The sequence below is a fragment of the Streptomyces sp. genome, from assembly GCF_035644915.1.
GTDB lineage: Bacteria > Actinomycetota > Actinomycetes > Streptomycetales > Streptomycetaceae > Streptomyces.
This window is the reverse complement of sequence record NZ_DASQNP010000219.1, coordinates 1-18100: the sequence shown is the minus strand read 5'-3', so window position 1 is coordinate 18100 and position 18100 is coordinate 1. Positions and strand designations below refer to the sequence as shown.

The window sequence follows — 18100 nt, the reverse complement described above, 5'->3', positions numbered from 1 at the left end:
AGTTCACCAACGAGTTCATCAACTCCATCCGCGACGGCAAGGCGGACGCGTTCCGCAAGCGCTACCGCGACATGGACATCCTGCTGGTCGACGACATCCAGTTCCTGGCGAGCAAGGAGTCGACGCAGGAGGAGTTCTTCCACACCTTCAACACCCTCCACAACGCCAACAAGCAGATCGTGCTCTCCTCCGACCGGCCGCCCAAGCAACTGGTCACCCTGGAGGACCGGCTGCGCAACCGCTTCGAGTGGGGACTGATCACCGACGTCCAGCCGCCCGAGCTGGAGACGCGCATCGCGATCCTGCGGAAGAAGGCCGTCCAGGAGCAGCTCAACGCGCCGCCGGAGGTGCTGGAGTTCATCGCCTCCCGCATCTCGCGCAACATCCGCGAGCTGGAGGGCGCGCTGATCCGCGTCACGGCCTTCGCCAGCCTCAACCGGCAGCCCGTCGACCTCGGCCTGACCGAGATCGTCCTGAAGGACCTCATCCCCGGCGGTGAGGACGCGGCGCCGGAGATCACCGCGGCCAACATCATGGCCGCGACCGCCGACTACTTCGGGCTGACGGTGGACGACCTGTGCGGGTCCTCGCGCAGCCGGGTGCTGGTCACCGCGCGGCAGATCGCCATGTACCTGTGCCGGGAGCTGACCGACCTGTCGCTGCCGAAGATCGGCGCCCAGTTCGGCGGCCGCGACCACACCACCGTGATGCACGCGGACCGCAAGATCCGCGCCCTGATGGCCGAGCGGCGGTCCATCTACAACCAGGTCACCGAGCTGACCAACCGCATCAAGAACGCCTGACGGAGGGCGGCCGGCCGCCCCGACGCACCGAGGGGACGGCCGGCCCCCGGCCCTTCCACCTCCCTCTCCGCCTCCATCCGGCCCTCGGGACTCCTCCCGGGGGCTTCTCGCTGTTCGAATCCGCGGACGCGGAGGAGCATGATCCACAGATTCACCGACTTTCTTCCGTCCACATGCTGGGGACCGGTGGGTTGTCCCGATAGCGTCCACACAGGTGCCGGTCGACGGCCGGACGGGCCAGGTCAGACGGTTGGGGATCTGTGGTCAAACGTTTTCCACAGGCTGTGGACACAGGCTGTGGTCACAGCGGGCGATCCGGGTTGTCCACCGCCGACCCACAGGCGGAGCCGGGTTGTGCACAGCTTCTCCACAGGGCTGTCCACTGTTCGACAACGCAACGCGGTGTGTCACCGGTCCGTGTGAAAGGCATCACACCATGGAGCTGGATTGGGCTGTTGAGAAGCTGGGTAAAACTGTGGGCGGCCCTGGGGAGAAGTCCCCGATCCCTGTGCATCGGGTGTGCAGAACTTCCGCGCGTCCACAGCCACCCCCGGTCCGTCCACGGCCGCGCCCACAGGGCCGGTGGACAAAACTTCCGGCCTGACCTGCGCGGATCGAGTTATCCCCGGTTTCCACAGGCCCTACTACTACGACCACGGATATAAAGCGGGAACTTCGCTCGGAAACGGGCCCTGTGCACAACTCGGCCCGAGCGCGCCCCGGCCCCCTCCCCCCGACTTGACCCCGACCCGCCCCGGCTGTCAGTCGGGTGCGTCAGACTGGTTCCCGGCGACAAGCCGATGACGAAGACCAGCAGGGCGAGCAGCCAGCAACAGCAGGAGGCGGCTTAAGTGAAGATCCGGGTGGAGCGCGACGTCCTCGCGGAGGCGGTGGCCTGGGCGGCCCGCAGCCTCCCGGCCCGGCCCCCCGTGCCGGTCCTCGCGGGACTGCTGCTGAAGGCCGAGGAGGGCTCGCTGAGCCTGTCCGGCTTCGACTACGAGGTCTCGGCGCGGGTCTCGGTGGAGGCCGATGTGGAGGAGGAGGGGACGGTCCTCGTCTCCGGCCGCCTCCTGGCGGACATCTCCCGCGCCCTCCCCAACCGGCCCGTGGAGATCTCCACAGACGGTGTACGGGTGAGCGTCGTCTGCGGCTCCTCGCGGTTCACCCTCCACACCCTGCCTGTGGAGGAGTACCCGGCGCTCCCCCAGATGCCCAGCGCGACCGGCACGGTCCCCGGCGAGGTGTTCGCCGCGGCCGCCGCCCAGGTCGCCATCGCCGCGGGGCGCGACGACACCCTGCCGGTGCTCACCGGTGTGCGGATCGAGATCGAGGGCGACACGGTCACCCTGGCGTCCACCGACCGCTACCGCTTCGCGGTCCGGGAGTTCCTGTGGAAGCCGGAGACGCCGGACGCCTCCGCGGTGGCCCTGGTGCCGGCCAAGACGCTGCTGGAGACGGCGAAGTCGCTGAGCGGCGCGGACAACGTGACGCTGGCGCTGTCGGGCGCGGGCGCGGGTGAGGGCCTGATCGGCTTCGAGGGCAACGGGCGGCGGACCACGACGCGTCTGCTGGAGGGCGACCTGCCGAAGTACCGCACGCTGTTCCCGACGGAGTTCAACTCGGTCGCCGTGATCGAGACGGCCCCCTTCGTGGAGGCCGTCAAGCGCGTGTCGCTGGTGGCCGAGCGGAACACCCCGGTGCGGCTCACCTTCGAGCAGGGCGTGCTGACCCTGGAGGCGGGGTCCAGCGACGACGCACAGGCTGTGGAGCGCGTGGAGGCGCAGCTTGAGGGCGACGACATCTCGATCGCCTTCAACCCCGGCTTCCTGCTGGAGGGGCTGAGCGCCATCGACGCACCGGTCGCGCAGTTGTCCTTCACGACCTCCACCAAGCCCGCCCTGCTGAGCGGCAGGCCCGCGGTGGACGCGGAGGCGGACGAGGCGTACAAGTACCTGATCATGCCGGTGCGGCTGTCGGGCTGAGCCCGCCGCGCCCGCACCCGGCGGGTCCCCGCGGCGGCCGCGGCCCGGGCCGCGCGCCCGCGCCCGGCCGTCGCCGTACGGCGGCGGGGGAGGGAGTCGCGGTGCGCATTCGAGCGGGGTACGGCCGCAGCTGTGCGCCACCCCCTCGGGCGTAGGCTCGTACCCGGGTACGCAACGCTAGGACACCGAAGAAAGGCCCCTTGATGGAGCTCGGTCTCGTCGGTCTCGGCAAGATGGGCGGCAACATGCGCGAGCGCATCCGCCGCGCCGGCCACACCGTCGTCGGATACGACCGCAACCCGGATCTCGCCGACGTCCACAGCCTGGAAGACCTGGTCAAAGCGCTGAAGGCGCCGCGGGTGGTGTGGGTGATGGTCCCGGCCGGCGCCCCCACCCAGTCGACCATCGACGCGCTGGCCGAGCTGCTCTCCCCCGGAGACGTGGTGGTGGACGGCGGCAACTCCCGCTGGACCGACGACGAGAAGCACGCCGAGCAGCTCGCGGCCAAGGGCATCGGCTTCGTGGACTGCGGCGTCTCCGGTGGCGTGTGGGGCCTGGAGAACGGCTACGCGCTGATGTACGGCGGTGACGCCGAGCACGTCGCGAAGGTGCAGCCGATCTTCGACGCGCTCAAGCCGGAGGGCGAGTTCGGCTCCGTGCACGCCGGGAAGGTGGGCGCGGGCCACTTCGCGAAGATGGTCCACAACGGCATCGAGTACGCGATGATGCAGGCCTTCGCCGAGGGCTGGGAGCTGCTGGAGGCGGCGGACGCGGTGACCGACGTCCGCGAGGTCTTCCGCTCCTGGCGGGAGGGCACGGTCATCCGCTCCTGGCTGCTCGACCTGGCCGTCCGCGCGCTGGACGACGACGAGCACCTGGAGGCGCTGCGGGGCTACGCGGCGGACTCCGGCGAGGGCCGCTGGACGGTGGAGGCGGCGATCGACCACGCCGTGCCGCTGCCCGCGATCACCGCGTCGCTGTTCGCCCGCTTCTCCTCGCGCCAGGACGACTCCCCGCAGATGAAGATGGTCGCCGCGCTGCGCAACCAGTTCGGCGGCCACGCGGTGACCGCCGCGGCCGGCGGCGAGAAGGGCGCCGACTCGCCGGGCGCGGACGTCGTCCCGCCGGTCGGCGGCTGACCGGCCCCAGCGGTCCGATGCACGTCACGCATCTGTCCCTCGCCGACTTCCGGTCCTACGCCCGGGTCGAGGTCCCGCTCGACCCGGGCGTCACGACGTTCGTCGGCCCGAACGGCCAGGGCAAGACCAACCTCGTCGAGGCCGTCGGCTACCTCGCGACGCTGGGCAGCCACCGGGTGTCCTCCGACGCGCCGCTGGTGCGGGCGGGTGCCGACCGCGCCGTCATACGGGCGGCGGTGCGGCAGGGGGACCGGCAGCAACTGGTGGAGCTGGAACTGAATCCGGGGCGCGCCAACCGCGCCCGGATCAACCGCTCCTCGCAGGTCAGGCCGAGGGACGTGCTGGGCATCGTGCGCACCGTGCTGTTCGCGCCGGAGGACCTGGCGCTGGTGAAGGGCGATCCCGGTGAGCGGCGCCGCTTCCTGGACGAGCTGGTGACGGCGCGGTCGCCGCGGATGGCGGGGGTGCGGGCGGACTACGAGCGGGTGCTCAAGCAGCGGAACACCCTGCTGAAGACGGCGGCGATGGCGCGCCGGCACGGCAGTGCCCCGGGCGGTGGCGGCGCGCTGTCCACGCTGGACGTGTGGGACCAGCACCTGGCCCGCGCCGGGGCGGAGTTGCTGGCCCAGCGGATGGCGCTGGTGGCCGCGCTGGGACCGCTGACGGACAAGGCGTACGAGCGGCTGGCGCCCGGCGGGGGCCCGGTGGCGCTGGAGTACCGCTGTCCCGTGGAGGGCGGTACGCGCCAGGAGTTGTACGAGCAACTCCTGGCGGCGCTGGCCGACGCGCGCCGCCAGGAGATCGAGCGCGGGGTGACCCTGGTGGGGCCGCACCGCGACGAGCTGGTGCTCAAACTGGGGGAGTTGCCCGCCAAGGGGTACGCGAGCCACGGCGAGTCGTGGTCGTACGCCCTGGCGCTGCGGCTGGCCTCCTACGACCTGCTGCGCGCCGAGGGCAACGAGCCGGTGCTCGTGCTCGACGACGTCTTCGCCGAACTGGACGCGCGGCGGCGGGAGCGGCTGGCGGAGCTGGTGGCGCCGGGCGAGCAGGTGCTGGTGACCGCGGCGGTCGACGAGGACGTGCCCGGAGTGCTCACGGGGGCGCGGTACGCGGTCGGCGGTGGGGAGGTGACCCGTCTGTGAGTGAGCCCGGACGTCCCGAGGAGGGTGGCGCCGACCGGTCCGCCGACCGGTCGCCCGGGGTGAGGATCCCGGGGCCGGCGGCGGAACCGTCGGGCGTCGACCTGGCGAGGGTGGCGCTGCGGGCCGCCCGGGAGCAGGCGCGGTCGCGCGGTACGGCGGCGCGGCAGAAGCGGCAGGTTCCGGCCGGGGGGTTGCGTTCGGGGGCGCGGCGGGACGGCCGTGACCCGTTGCCGCTGGGCGCGGCGATCGAGCGGCTGAAGACCGAGCGCGGCTGGGAGATGCCGATGGCGGTGGGCGGCGTGATGGGCCGCTGGCCGGAACTGGTGGGACCGGACCTGGCGCGGCACTGCGTACCGCAGGCGTACGACGAGCAGGCGCGGGTGCTGTCGGTGCGCTGCGACTCGACGGCGTGGGCGACGCAGGTGCGGCTGCTGGCGCCGCAGCTCCTGGCGCGGCTGAACGCCGATCTCGGACAGGGGACGGTGAAGTTGATCAAGGTGCGGGGTCCGGAGGCGCCGGACACCCGGCACGGTCCGCTGCGCGCGCCGGGCAGCAGGGGGCCGGGGGACACCTACGGCTGACGGCAGGCCCCTCCCGTCCTCCTCCCCTTCCTCTCTTCTCTTCTCTTCTCTTCTCTCTTCTCCTGCTCCCTGCCCGGTCGGCCCTCTCCGCCACCGTGCGCCGCCCATCTCCTCCCTTTTATTCCTTTTTGTCGGGTCGTTTTCGGGCCCGTTTCCGACCCCGTTCCAAGAACCGGAAGTGATCCGGAATTCTTCATTCCGTGACCGCGCTCACAGCGCCGGAGCATTGACACGCGGAAGCGCTGAGGGCCGTTGTGAGCGTCTTGAGGGCCCCGTCCACATATAGGGAGTCGGCGGATGCCGGTTCAGGGCGGCACATGCGGGCCCAGGTACCGGCAAACCCCCATCGTTGTCAGTGGTACCGGTAGACTGGAAGTACACCCGCCTCATTGCGGAAAAAGTCGAACGACGCAGCCGCTCCTGCTCGCCCGGACGGGGTTCTTCCCTCCGATCGCAGGGGGAGGCTTGTGCTGTGCCAGAAAGGGCGCTTCGTGGCCGATTCCGGCAACTCCAACGAAACCTTCCCCGCCCCCGGGGGAGAGTCCCCTGTCCCGTCCGCGACCCCGCAGGCCCCTGGCGCCGGCGGTGGCGAGTCGTCGTACGACGCCAGTGCGATCACGGTTCTGGAGGGCCTGGACGCGGTCCGCAAACGGCCCGGCATGTACATCGGCTCCACCGGTGAGCGTGGTCTTCATCACCTCGTCTACGAGGTGGTCGACAACTCCGTCGACGAGGCACTGGCCGGTTACGCGGACACCATCGACGTGACGCTGCTCGCGGACGGCGGTGTCCGGGTCGTCGACAACGGCCGCGGCATCCCGGTGGACATCGTGCCCTCGGAGGGCAAGCCCGCGGTCGAGGTCGTGCTGACGGTGCTGCACGCGGGCGGCAAGTTCGGGGGCGGCGGCTACGCGGTCTCCGGCGGTCTGCACGGTGTGGGCGTCTCGGTGGTCAACGCGCTGTCGACCAAGGTGTCGGTCGAGGTCAAGCGGGACGGCTACCGCTGGACGCAGGACTACAAGATGGGCGTGCCGACCGCTCCCCTGCAGCGCAACGAGCCCACCGACGAGACCGGTACGTCGGTCACCTTCTGGGCCGACGGCGACATCTTCGAGACGACCGACTACTCCTTCGAGACGCTCTCGCGCCGCTTCCAGGAGATGGCGTTCCTCAACCGCGGTCTGACGATCTCGCTGACCGACGAGCGGGCGGCGGCCAAGCAGACCTCGGGCGCGGACACCGCGGACTCGGCGGAGGACGACAAGCCGCGCTTCGTGCGCTACCACTACGAGGGCGGCATCTCGGACTTCGTCCGCCACCTCAACTCCCGCAAGGGCGAGCCGGTCCACCCCTCGGTGATCGGCATCGAGGCGGAGGACAAGGAGCGGATGCTCTCCGTGGAGATCGCGATGCAGTGGAACACCCAGTACACCGAGGGTGTCTACAGCTTCGCGAACACCATCCACACCCACGAGGGCGGCACCCACGAGGAGGGCTTCCGGGCGGCGCTGACCGCGCTGGTCAACCGTTACGCCCGGGAGAAGAAGCTGCTGCGGGAGAAGGACGACAACCTCACGGGCGAGGACATCCGCGAGGGTCTGACCGCGATCATCTCGGTGAAGCTGGGCGAGCCCCAGTTCGAGGGGCAGACCAAGACGAAGCTGGGCAACACCGAGGCCAAGACCTTCGTCCAGAAGATCGTCCACGAGCACTTCGGCGACTGGCTGGACCGCAACCCCAATGAGGCCGCCGACATCATCCGCAAGGCCATCCAGGCGGCCACCGCGCGCGTGGCGGCCCGCAAGGCGCGGGACCTGACCCGGCGCAAGGGCCTGCTGGAGACGGCGTCGCTGCCGGGCAAGCTGAGCGACTGCCAGTCCAACGACCCGTCCAAGTGCGAGATCTTCATCGTCGAGGGCGACTCCGCGGGCGGCAGCGCGAAGTCCGGCCGCAACCCGCAGTACCAGGCCATCCTGCCGATCCGCGGCAAGATCCTGAACGTGGAGAAGGCGCGGATCGACAAGGTCCTCCAGAACCAGGAGGTCCAGGCGCTGATCTCGGCGTTCGGCACCGGGATCCACGAGGACTTCGACATCGCCAAGCTCCGCTACCACAAGATCATCCTCATGGCGGACGCCGACGTCGACGGCCAGCACATCAACACCCTGCTGCTGACGCTGCTGTTCCGCTTCATGCGTCCGCTGGTGGAGGCCGGCCACGTCTACCTGTCGCAGCCTCCGCTGTACAAGATCAAGTGGTCGCGGGACGAGTTCGAATACGCCTACTCCGACCGCGAGCGCGACAGCCTCATCCGGCTCGGCCGCGAACAGGGCAAGCGCATCAGGGACGACTCGGTGCAGCGCTTCAAGGGTCTGGGCGAGATGAACGCCGAGGAACTGCGCATCACCACCATGGACCCGGCCCACCGGGTGCTGCGGCAGGTGACGCTGGACGACGCGGCCGCCGCCGACGACCTGTTCTCGATCCTGATGGGCGAGGACGTGGAGGCACGGCGTTCGTTCATCCAGCGCAACGCCAAGGACGTCCGCTTCCTCGACATCTGATCTGAGTCGGCCGTACGCCGCAGAACGAAAAGGATCGACCACCCATGGCCGACGAGATTTCCCCGACCTCCTTCGGCGGGAACGTCCCCACCCCCGCCGACACGCCGGTCAACGAGAGCGCCGGGCACCGCGTGGAGCCCGTCAGCCTCGAGACCGAGATGCAGCGCTCGTACCTCGACTACGCGATGAGCGTCATCGTCTCGCGCGCGCTGCCGGACGTCCGTGACGGTCTCAAGCCGGTGCACCGCCGCGTGCTGTACGCGATGTACGACGGGGGCTACCGGCCCGAGAAGGGCTTCTACAAGTGCGCCCGCGTCGTCGGCGACGTGATGGGCACGTACCACCCGCACGGTGACACCTCCATCTACGACGCCCTGGTCCGCCTCGCCCAGACGTGGTCGATGCGGATGCCGCTGGTGGACTCCAACGGCAACTTCGGTTCGCCCGGCAACGACCCGGCGGCGGCCATGCGGTACACCGAGTGCAAGATGGCGCCGCTGGCCATGGAGATGCTCCGGGACATCGACGAGGAGACCGTCGACTTCCAGGACAACTACGACGGCCGCAACCAGGAGCCGACCGTCCTGCCGTCGCGCATCCCCAACCTGCTGGTCAACGGATCGGCGGGCATCGCGGTCGGCATGGCCACCAACATCCCGCCGCACAACCTGCGGGAGATCGCCGCCGGCGCCCAGTGGTACCTGGAGCACCCGGAGGCGTCCAACGAGGAGCTGCTGGACGCGCTGCTGGAGCGGATCAAGGGCCCCGACTTCCCCACCGGCGCGCTGGTGGTGGGCCGCAAGGGCATCGAGGAGGCGTACCGCACCGGCCGCGGCTCGATCACGATGCGCGCGGTGGTCGAGGTGGAGGAGATCCAGGGCCGTCAGTGCCTGGTCGTCACCGAGCTGCCGTACCAGGTGAATCCGGACAACCTGGCGCTGAAGATCGCCGAGTTGGTCAAGGACGGCAAGATCGCCGGCATCGCGGACGTCCGCGACGAGACGTCCTCCCGCACCGGCCAGCGGCTGGTGATCGTGCTCAAGCGGGACGCGGTCGCCAAGGTCGTGCTGAACAACCTGTACAAGCACACCGACCTGCAGACCAACTTCGGCGCCAACATGCTGGCCCTGGTCGACGGGGTGCCCAGGACGCTGTCGCTGGACGCCTTCATCCGCAACTGGGTCAACCACCAGATCGACGTCATCGTCCGCCGCACCCGCTACCGGCTGCGCAAGGCCGAGGAGCGCGCCCACATCCTGCGCGGCCTGCTCAAGGCGCTGGACGCGATCGACGAGGTCATCGCCCTGATCCGGCGCAGCCAGACCGTGGAGGTGGCGCGCGGGGGCCTGATGGGCCTGCTGGCCATCGACGAGGTCCAGGCGAACGCGATCCTGGAGATGCAGCTCAGGCGGCTGGCGGCCCTGGAGCGGCAGAAGATCACCGCCGAGCACGACGAACTCCAGGCGAAGATCGACGAGTACAACGCGATCCTGGCCTCGCCCGAGCGGCAGCGGCAGATCATCGGCGAGGAACTGGCCGCGATCGTCGAGAAGTACGGCGACGACCGGCGCACCAAGCTGGTGCCCTTCGAGGGCGACATGTCCATCGAGGACCTGATCGCCGAGGAGGACATCGTCGTCACCATCACGCGCGGCGGCTATGTGAAGCGCACCAGGACCGACGACTACCGCTCGCAGAAGCGCGGCGGCAAGGGCGTACGGGGCACGAAGCTGAAGGAAGACGACATCGTCGACCACTTCTTCGTCACCACCACGCACCACTGGCTGCTGTTCTTCACCAACAAGGGCCGCGTGTACCGGGCGAAGGCCTACGAGCTGCCGGACGCCGGCCGGGACGCGCGCGGGCAGCACGTGGCGAACCTGCTGGCCTTCCAGCCGGACGAGACGATCGCCCAGGTGCTGGCCATCCGCGACTACGAGGCCGCGCCGTACCTGGTGCTGGCCACCAAGTCGGGTCTGGTGAAGAAAACTCCACTGAAGGACTACGACTCGCCGCGCTCCGGCGGCGTCATCGCCATCAACCTCCGGGAGTTGGAGGACGGCAGCGAGGACGAACTCATCGGCGCGGAGCTGGTCTCGCCGGAGAACGACCTGCTGCTGATCAGCAAGAAGGCGCAGTCGATCCGGTTCACCGCCACCGACGAGGCGCTACGCCCGATGGGCCGGGCCACCTCGGGCGTGAAGGGCATGAGCTTCCGCGACGGGGACGAGCTGCTCTCGATGAACGTGGTCCGGGCCGGTACCTTCGTTTTCACCGCCACCGACGGCGGGTACGCGAAGCGCACGGCCGTGGACGAGTACCGCGTGCAGGGCCGTGGCGGTCTGGGCATCAAGGCGGCCAAGATCGTCGAGGATCGCGGCTCGCTGGTGGGGGCCCTGGTGGTCGAGGAGACGGACGAGATCCTCGCCATCACCCTCAGCGGCGGTGTGATCCGTACGCGGGTCAGCGAGGTCAGGGAGACGGGCCGTGACACGATGGGCGTCCAACTGATCAACCTCGGCAAGCGCGACGCGGTGGTCGGCATCGCACGCAACGCCGAGGCCGGTCGCGAGGCCGAGGAGGTCGACGCCGAGGATGGCACCGGAGAGGCCGCGGAAGCGTCTTCTCCGGAGACGACGACCACCCGGACAGTGCCGGAGAACGAGGAGTAGGCAGATCGTGAGTGGAACCACGGGCGCCGCCAGGGGCGGCAACGATGATGGCGGCGCCCGTGGGACGGCCGCTGACGACGCCCGCCACCAGGGCGAATCCCACCGTGGGGGAACAACCGTGACCAGTGCCCACCCGCAACCGCAGCCCCAGGCCCAGACGCAAGCGGGCGCGCCGCAGCCGTATCCGGCCCCGCCGGGCAGCACTCCGCCGCCCAGGCCCGCACAGCCCCAGGCACAGCCTCAGCCGGGCCGGCCGGACCAGCACAGCCAGCAGGAGGACTTCCACCAGGACGTCATGCGCCGACCGCGCACGGGCGCCCGTACGGTGCCCAGGACCCGCAAGGCGCGGCTGCGGGTGGCCAAGGTCGATCCGTGGTCGGTGATGAAGGTCAGCTTCCTGCTGTCGATCGCCCTGGGGATCTGCACGGTCATCGCGGTGGCCGTGCTGTGGATGGTGATGGACGCCATGGGGGTGTTCGCCGCCGTCGGCGGGACGGTCAGCGAGGCGACGTCCACGGACGGGGGCGGCGGCTTCGACCTGGAGGGCTTCCTGTCCCTGTCCCGGGTGCTGTCGTTCACCTCGGTCATAGCGGTGATCGACGTGGTGCTGGCGACGGCGCTGGCCACGCTGGGGGCGTTCATCTACAACCTGTCGGCCGGGTTCGTGGGCGGCATCGAGGTGACGCTCGCGGAGGACGAGTGACGGTCCCGGATCGCCCGCTCCCCGGCCCGGGGGGCGGGCGATTTTGGTACGCGGCTGAAGTGCGCTAATCTTTCGGTGCAGCGCGGGGCTATAGCTCAGACGGTTAGAGCGCTTCCCTGATAAGGAAGAGGCCACAGGTTCAAGTCCTGTTAGCCCCACCACCGCGCGAGAAGCGGATCGAACGCCCGGAACCTCTGTCGAGGGGCCGGGCTTTCGTCATGTCGGGACGGGCCGGGCAGGCGGGGCAGGCCGGAGGGGCCGAACGGCAGACCGGCCGCGCCCCGCCGGGCCGCCGCGGGGCCCGGCCGTGACCACCCGGGTCGATCACCCGGCACCGGAGGTCGCATGGGTATCATCGGCGCCAGTAGGTCCCAACGTCTATGAAGGACGAGGTAGCGCGGTGAAGAAGCTTCTCCTGGTCGCACTGGCCGCCGTTGGCGGGCTCCTCGTGTACCGCCAGATCCAGGCGGACCGCGCCGAGCAGGATCTGTGGACGGAGGCGACCGACTCCGTGTCCGCAGGCTCCGGCGCCTGAGAGCGGGCATCCCCAGTACTTCGCGCGAAGCCCCGGCCGGCCGGCCGGGGCTTCGCCGTGGGGGGCGGTCGGCGCACCGTGTTGCAGGACCGTGACAGCACCGCTCTTGATGTGTGCTTTAGCAAATCAATACGGTGCTCACGCGCACGGTCGGACACGGTCCACCCAGGGGGGAAGTAGAACATGCAACGACTCCGCCGTCCCGCGACGGTGGCGCTGACCTGCGGGGCGCTCATCGCCCTGACCGCGACCCCGCTCGCCGCCGCGCCGACGGCGCCCCGCGCGGTTGCGGATGACAACGGTTCCCTGGTGATGGTGCTGGACTCCTCCGGCTCGATGGCCGAGGACGACGGTGCGGGCAGCACCCGCATCGAGGCAGCCCGCCGGGCCGTGGCCACGGTCGTCGACGCACTCCCCGACGGCCACCCCACCGGGCTGCGGGTCTACGGGGCCGACAAGCCGCGCGGCTGCACCGACACCCGGCTGGTGCGGCCGGTGGAACCGCTGGACCGCGGCGCGCTGAAGCGGGCGGTGGAACAGGTGGAGCCCAGGGGCGACACCCCCATCGGGCCGGCACTGCGCGAGGCCGCCGACGACCTCCCCCCGGTGCCCGAGGGCTCCCACGGCCGCCGCACCATCCTGCTGATCTCCGACGGCGAGGACACCTGCGGCACCCCCGACCCGTGCGAGGTGGCCGGGGAACTGAGCGGGCGGGGCGTCGACCTGCGGATCGACGCCATCGGATTCCGGGTGCGCGGCAAGGCCCGCGAACAGCTCCGGTGCATCGCCGAGGCCGGCCACGGCTCGTACTACGACGCTCCCGACGCCGATGCGCTGGCCCGCCAGTTGCAGCGCGCCTCGCAGCTCTCCGCCGGCGGCTACCGCCTCAGGGGCCGGCAGATCACCGGCGGCCCGACGGCGGACGCCGCCCCGGATCTCGTGCCCGGCCAGTACACGGACACCATCGGCCCCGGCGAGAAGCGCTGGTACGCCGCCGACCTGGGCGCCTCGGCCGCCGACGACTTCGCGGTGACGGCCGTGCCGCAGCCGGGGGTGCCGGTGGCCGCCCGGGACGGGCTCCGGGCCGAGCTGGTCGGCGACGACGAGTACCCGGCCACCTGCGACAGCACCGAGCGGTCCTTCCGCCAGGACGCCGGCGCCGTGCCGATCACCGCGGCCGTCAGCCGCATCCCCTCCGCCGGGGGCGATGGCGGCTGCGACGCGCCCGGCCGCTACCTGCTGATGGTCGAGCGGACCTCCGACGAGGAGTCCGACCAGGGCCGGTGGCCGGTCGAGCTGCGCTTCAGCACCGAGAAGCCGCTGCGGAAGGGCACCGTGCCGGCGCACTCGGAGACCGAGTACGGCCACGGGGGCAAGGACGCGGCCCTGCCCACCGACGCCCCGCGCGACGTCGAGGGCGGCACCGGCTTCAACGACGCCCGGCGCATCGGCGAGGGCGTGTGGCGCGACAGGCTGCTGCCCGCGCAGACCCGCTGGTACAAGGTGCCGGTCGGCTGGGGCCAACAGCTCCGCTACGACGTGGAGTTCGGCAACGAGCCGACCGTCGAGGGCTCCACCGGGGTCCTGGCGCACGTGCGCACCGACGCCTACAGCCCCACCCGGGTGCCGATCGAGTCCTTCCCGGAGTTCGACACCGGGGCCGCGTACGACGGTGGGCCCGCGGCCGTGTCCAACGGCACGGTGCCCACGGCGTGGACCAACCGCTGGGAGGACGACACCCGGGCGGCTCCGGTACGGCGCGCCGGCGACTACTACATCGGCGTCAGCCTCGGCCCGGACGCCGCCCGGCTCGCCGAGAACGTCGCCATCGGCGTCGTCCTGCGCGTGGCGGTGCTCGGTGAGGAGAAGACCGGGCCGCAGCACGACGCGCCCGTCGTCGCGGACCGCGGGACAGGGGCCGCCGGTGACGGCGAGGGTGGTGCGGGACGGTCCGGGCCGGTCGTCGTGGTGGCCGCGGCCGCCGGCGCGGCACTGTCGGCCGTCCTGGCCGCGGTGTACGTACGGTCCGGGCGGCGTACGGCGGCGGCCGGCGCGCTGCCGGGGACCGCAGACAACGGCACGACCGGGACGACTGGAGGTGGCGCACGGTGAAGGGGCGCACGATGAGGAGCGGGCTGGCCGTGACGGCGGCGCTGTGCGCGGTCGCGGCACTGCCGGGGACGGCGACCGCGGACCCGGGCGATCTGCCCGCCTACGCGACGGCCGAGGACGCCGAGGCCGTCAAGGGCGACGAGAGCAGCGCCGCCGGGCCTACGCTCAAACCCGGCGTCTACACCGACACCGTCGCGCCGGGACAGAAGAAGTACTACAGCGTCCCGCTGGACGACACGTCCAACGCCTGGATCTCCGCGGTCGCCCTGCCCGAGCCGGGCAGCAAGGTCGCCTACGGCGACGGCATCAACGTCGCCCTGAAGGCTCCGGACGGCACCACCTGCGGTCAGTCGGACGCCGACTTCGGGGCCGACGGCACGGCCCGGCCGATCGCCGACTACGCCCGGCGCATGATCGAGCCGGACGGGAACTGCCAGGAGAGGCGGGTCTACCACTTCTCCGTGGAACGGGAGAGCGAGCCCACCTCCGACCCCTCCCCCTGGCCGGTGGAGATCCGCTTCATGCAGGAGCCGGGACTGAAGGGCACCACCTCCACCACTCCGCCCGAGACCGGGGAGACGCCCTCCCCGCCCGGCCCGCCGACCGGGGAGCCCAAGGCCATCGAGGGCGGCACCGGCTTCAACGACGCCGCGGGCATGGACGAGGGCAACTGGCGGGACCGGCTGCGGCCCGGCGAGACCCGCTTCTACCGGGTGCCGCTCGACTGGGGCCAGCAGCTCTTCGTCGGCCTGGAGTTCGGCACCGCCAAGGCCAAGGACGACGCCTACCTCGGCGACGCCTTCCGGGTGGACGTCTACAACCCCGCCCGGGGGCACATCAGCGGCCAGGGCGTGGGCTACCAGGCGAGCGAGCCCGCCGAGATCTCCCTGGCCGGCCCGCCCATCGACTTCGCCAACCGCTACGACAGCAGCGCGCGGATCGGCAACGCGGGCTTCGCCGGGTGGTACTACATCGCGGTGCACGCCCACGAGGGACTGACCGACACCGTCGACGGCACGGTGCCGATGGTGCTGCGCACCTCCGTCGAGGGCGGCGTCGAGCCCGGACCCGACTACGACGGGAACGCGGTCGAGGCGGGCTTCGGGGTCACCGACGAGGACCGCGAGGCCGCGGCCAGGGGGCAGAGCGCGGCGGAGGCCGGGAGCAGCGGCGTCATGCGGACGGTGGCCTGGGCCGGGATCGGGTCCGGGACCGTGCTGCTCCTCGGGCTCGGCCTGTGGACGGTCCTCGCCCGGCGGGCCGGATCGCGGCCGTGACACCGGTCCCCGCCCGGGCGTCGGGGACCGGGCGGGGATGCGGCGTCGGGGCCGTCAAGGGCCGTCAGGCCTGGGTCAGTGCCCAGATGCCGACGGCGAAGCAGACCAGGGCGAGCACCAGGACCGGGACCACCACCCTCGGGGGCGGTCCCGGCCGCCGCGCGGGGACGGAACGCGCCATGGAGGCCGTGGGCGCCGTGGCCGACACATGGGCCGGGTGGTGGGCGGCCGGTGCCGCGGGGGCGGTGGTGTTGTGGACGGGCGCGGGGACGTGCTGGGGGGCGCCGTAGGGCGGTGCCGGTCGCGCCGGCGGCGCCGGGTGCGGATGCCCGGGCACCATGACCGCCTCCTGGGCGGGGACGGGCGCGGGGGGCGGCGGGGTGCCGGGCCGGGCCGCGGCCGGCGGCGCCTGCGGGGCGGGTGGCGGGAGGTGGAAGCTGCCGGTGTCCGAGGGGGAGGGTGCGGAGGGAGCGGCGGACGCGGAGGTGGCGGTGCCGGTGGTGGTGGGCGACCCGGCGGCGCGGTTCCCCACCGGGCCGTCCGGACCGAAGCCCGGGGGCAGGGGCCCGATCTGGTCGAAGACCTCCACGACCTCCTGCTCCAGCGTGGAGTCCGTGGAGAGCAGTTCCACGGCGGAGGCCAGCGCCCTGCGCACGCCGGTCGCCGTACGGAAACGTGCCTCCGGGTCGGGGTGCAGCAGGTTGGCGAGCACCTGCCACAGCGGTTCCGGTATGCCCTGCGGCGTCGGGGGAACGCCGTGGGCGTACGCCTCCACCAGCGCCTGCGAATCCGGCTTCTGACCGGTGAGCAGGTACAGCGCGACCAGTCCGACCGCGTACAGGTCGGCGGGGAAGTCCGGTTCGGCGCCCAGCAGTTGTTCGGGGGCGAAGTAACCCGGCGTGCCGACCACGTAGTTGGTCTCGGTCAGCCGGGGCTCGCCCTTGCGCATCGCGATGCCGAAGTCGGACAGCCGCAGGTGGGGACGGCCGGTGCCGGTGGCCTCCAGCAGGATGTTGGCCGGTTTGATGTCGCGGTGCACCACGTCCTCGGCGTGCACCGCGGACAGCCCGGACAGCAGTTGGTCGAGCAGGGTGCACACATAGGTGGGCGGCAGGGGACCGTAGTCGCCGACGAGGTGCACGAGCGAGCCGCCGCGCACCAGTTCCATGGTGAACAGGACCTTGTCGTCGTCGGCGGCCCAGCTCGCCGGGGCCAGGACGTGGGGGTGGTCGATGCGCAGCGCCTGCTCGCGGACGAAGCGCAGCAGGGTGTGCGCGTCGCTCTGCTGGAGGACCTTGGCCGCCACGTAGCGTTTGCGCCGGTGGTCCCAGGCCCGCCAGACCGCGCCGATCCCACCGCGCCCGATCGGATCGACCAGCTCGTACCGACCGGCGAAGACCTCACCCATGGCGCCGCGTCCGTCCCGTCCCCGTGTTCCTCATGTCCGCCGTCACGTCCCCGTCCCGGTCGTGTCGTCCCGGCCGTGCCCGCCCGGGGCCGTTCAGCTCTGGTGCGCCTCGTAGTGCCGGACCGCGTCCGCGGTCTTCCCCGCACCGTAGACCCTGAGGAACTCCGCCAGCTCCGGGTGGGTGGGGGCGAGGGCGTTGGAGGCGTCGATGATGTCGGCCGCGTCCGCGACCGAGCGCAGCAGCGCCTGGATCTCGCGCACCACGCGCTTGACGGTGGTGGCCTGGCCGCCGGAGGAGGTGGCGTGGGTGGTGCTGCTGAGCACGTTGCCCCCGGCGGTACGGCGGATCTCGTCCATGCGCTGGGTGGCCTCGGCGGCGGTGACGTTGCCCTTGCTGACCTCGGCGGCCAGCTCCTGGAGCGCCTGGACCCGCTGGACGACGGCCGGGTTGCCGATCTTCGCCCGCTGACCGCTCATCAGTTGGGAGAGCATGGGGGCCGACAGCCCGAGGATCGTCGCCAGCCGGGCCTGGTTGAGGCCGAGGTCGTCGATGAGCCGCCGGAAGAGGGTGCCCAGGGGCTCGCCGTACCACTGGCTCTGGAGTTCCCTTGCCCTCGCGGTGGCCTCCTGTTGTGCTGCGTCCATCGCATCTCCCCTGTCTCCCCTGTCCGCTTCGCTGGAGCGAACTTGCGGAGCATCCTACGGAGCGGGCGGACGCGGAGCGATACCCGGTCGGAAGCAACGACGGTCATTGGGTACTCTGGTCATGGCGGGGCTTTAGCTCAGTTGGTAGAGCGCTGTCTTTGCATGGCAGATGTCAGGGGTTCGACTCCCCTAAGCTCCACGCCGCTCAGGCCCGGTGCCGGCGGACCTCACGGGGTCCGGGCACCGGGCCTGCGGCGTTGCTGTGCGAGGGATGTGCGAAGGGTGCGCGCGAAGGCGTGCGCGCCGCGGGCGCCGTCAGCGTTCCTCTTCGGACGGGGTGGCCTCCGCGTCGGCCTGCTTGGCCTCGACCTCCGGGTCCAGGGGGGCGCCGTCCGCGGTGGTGCTCCCGTCGGCGAGGGTGGCGCCGCCGCCGACCTCGGTGGCGGCCGGGGGTTCCACCAGCCAGTCGGGGTTGGACTGCTTGTTCCACCACTTCCAGGCGGCCGCCGCGCCGCCGGCGACGGCGCCGACCACCAT

Annotated in this window: 14 protein-coding genes and 2 tRNA genes; 13 read left to right on the top strand and 3 right to left on the bottom strand. The window is 71.4% G+C overall.

Features of this window, described 5'->3' with window-relative positions:
* The 12 genes from dnaA to VE546_RS24005 form a co-directional block, all read left to right on the top strand.
* On the top strand, nucleotides 1-803 hold an 803-nt coding region (dnaA, locus tag VE546_RS24060), incomplete at its 5' end, for a chromosomal replication initiator protein DnaA (RefSeq protein ID WP_324925798.1).
* Nucleotides 804-1654: 851 nt separating this feature from the next.
* Entirely contained in the window at nucleotides 1655-2785 is a 1131-nt protein-coding gene (gene dnaN / locus VE546_RS24055) for a DNA polymerase III subunit beta (protein WP_324925796.1), read from the top strand.
* A gap of 203 nt (nucleotides 2786-2988) precedes the next feature.
* Nucleotides 2989-3924 (top strand): phosphogluconate dehydrogenase (NAD(+)-dependent, decarboxylating), encoded by a 936-nt coding sequence (gene gnd, locus VE546_RS24050; RefSeq protein ID WP_324925794.1) that lies wholly within the window; start codon nucleotides 2989-2991, stop codon nucleotides 3922-3924.
* Between the two features lie 17 nt (nucleotides 3925-3941).
* Nucleotides 3942-5066 (top strand): DNA replication/repair protein RecF, encoded by a 1125-nt coding sequence (gene recF / locus VE546_RS24045; RefSeq protein ID WP_324925792.1) that lies wholly within the window; start codon nucleotides 3942-3944, stop codon nucleotides 5064-5066.
* A 59-nt stretch (nucleotides 5067-5125) separates the two neighbouring features.
* Complete coding sequence (locus tag VE546_RS24040; protein ID WP_324925800.1) at nucleotides 5126-5647, top strand: DUF721 domain-containing protein; 522 nt, start codon at nucleotides 5126-5128, stop codon at nucleotides 5645-5647.
* A 467-nt stretch (nucleotides 5648-6114) separates the two neighbouring features.
* Complete coding sequence (gyrB, locus tag VE546_RS24035) at nucleotides 6115-8211, top strand: DNA topoisomerase (ATP-hydrolyzing) subunit B (protein WP_324925790.1); 2097 nt, start codon at nucleotides 6115-6117, stop codon at nucleotides 8209-8211.
* Between the two features lie 44 nt (nucleotides 8212-8255).
* Nucleotides 8256-10883, top strand: a complete 2628-nt coding sequence (gyrA, locus tag VE546_RS24030; protein ID WP_324925788.1) for a DNA gyrase subunit A — start codon at nucleotides 8256-8258, stop codon at nucleotides 10881-10883.
* Nucleotides 10884-10890: 7 nt separating this feature from the next.
* On the top strand, nucleotides 10891-11586 hold the full coding sequence (locus VE546_RS24025; RefSeq protein ID WP_324925786.1) for a DUF3566 domain-containing protein: 696 nt from the start codon (nucleotides 10891-10893) through the stop codon (nucleotides 11584-11586).
* 84 nt (nucleotides 11587-11670) lie between these two features.
* Nucleotides 11671-11747, top strand: a tRNA-Ile gene (locus VE546_RS24020).
* Between the two features lie 239 nt (nucleotides 11748-11986).
* Nucleotides 11987-12121, top strand: coding sequence for a DLW-39 family protein (locus tag VE546_RS24015; protein WP_324925784.1), 135 nt, complete (start codon nucleotides 11987-11989; stop codon nucleotides 12119-12121).
* A gap of 183 nt (nucleotides 12122-12304) precedes the next feature.
* Nucleotides 12305-14233, top strand: coding sequence for a vWA domain-containing protein (locus VE546_RS24010; RefSeq protein WP_324925782.1), 1929 nt, complete (start codon nucleotides 12305-12307; stop codon nucleotides 14231-14233).
* A gap of 11 nt (nucleotides 14234-14244) precedes the next feature.
* Nucleotides 14245-15510, top strand: a complete 1266-nt coding sequence (locus VE546_RS24005; RefSeq protein WP_324925780.1) for a hypothetical protein — start codon at nucleotides 14245-14247, stop codon at nucleotides 15508-15510.
* 64 nt (nucleotides 15511-15574) lie between these two features.
* On the opposite strand, the gene VE546_RS24000 is transcribed toward VE546_RS24005, so the two are convergent.
* Both VE546_RS24000 and VE546_RS23995 read right to left on the bottom strand, forming a co-directional pair.
* Nucleotides 15575-16918 (bottom strand): serine/threonine-protein kinase, encoded by a 1344-nt coding sequence (locus VE546_RS24000; protein WP_324925778.1) that lies wholly within the window; start codon nucleotides 16916-16918, stop codon nucleotides 15575-15577.
* A gap of 93 nt (nucleotides 16919-17011) precedes the next feature.
* Nucleotides 17012-17563 (bottom strand): DNA-binding protein, encoded by a 552-nt coding sequence (locus tag VE546_RS23995; RefSeq protein WP_324925776.1) that lies wholly within the window; start codon nucleotides 17561-17563, stop codon nucleotides 17012-17014.
* Between the two features lie 126 nt (nucleotides 17564-17689).
* On the opposite strand from VE546_RS23995, the gene VE546_RS23990 reads away from it, so the two are divergent.
* Nucleotides 17690-17762 (top strand) — tRNA-Ala (locus tag VE546_RS23990).
* A gap of 116 nt (nucleotides 17763-17878) precedes the next feature.
* On the opposite strand, the gene VE546_RS23985 is transcribed toward VE546_RS23990, so the two are convergent.
* Nucleotides 17879-18100 (bottom strand): DUF5324 family protein (locus tag VE546_RS23985; RefSeq protein ID WP_324925774.1); only part of this gene is annotated, 222 nt, incomplete at its 5' end.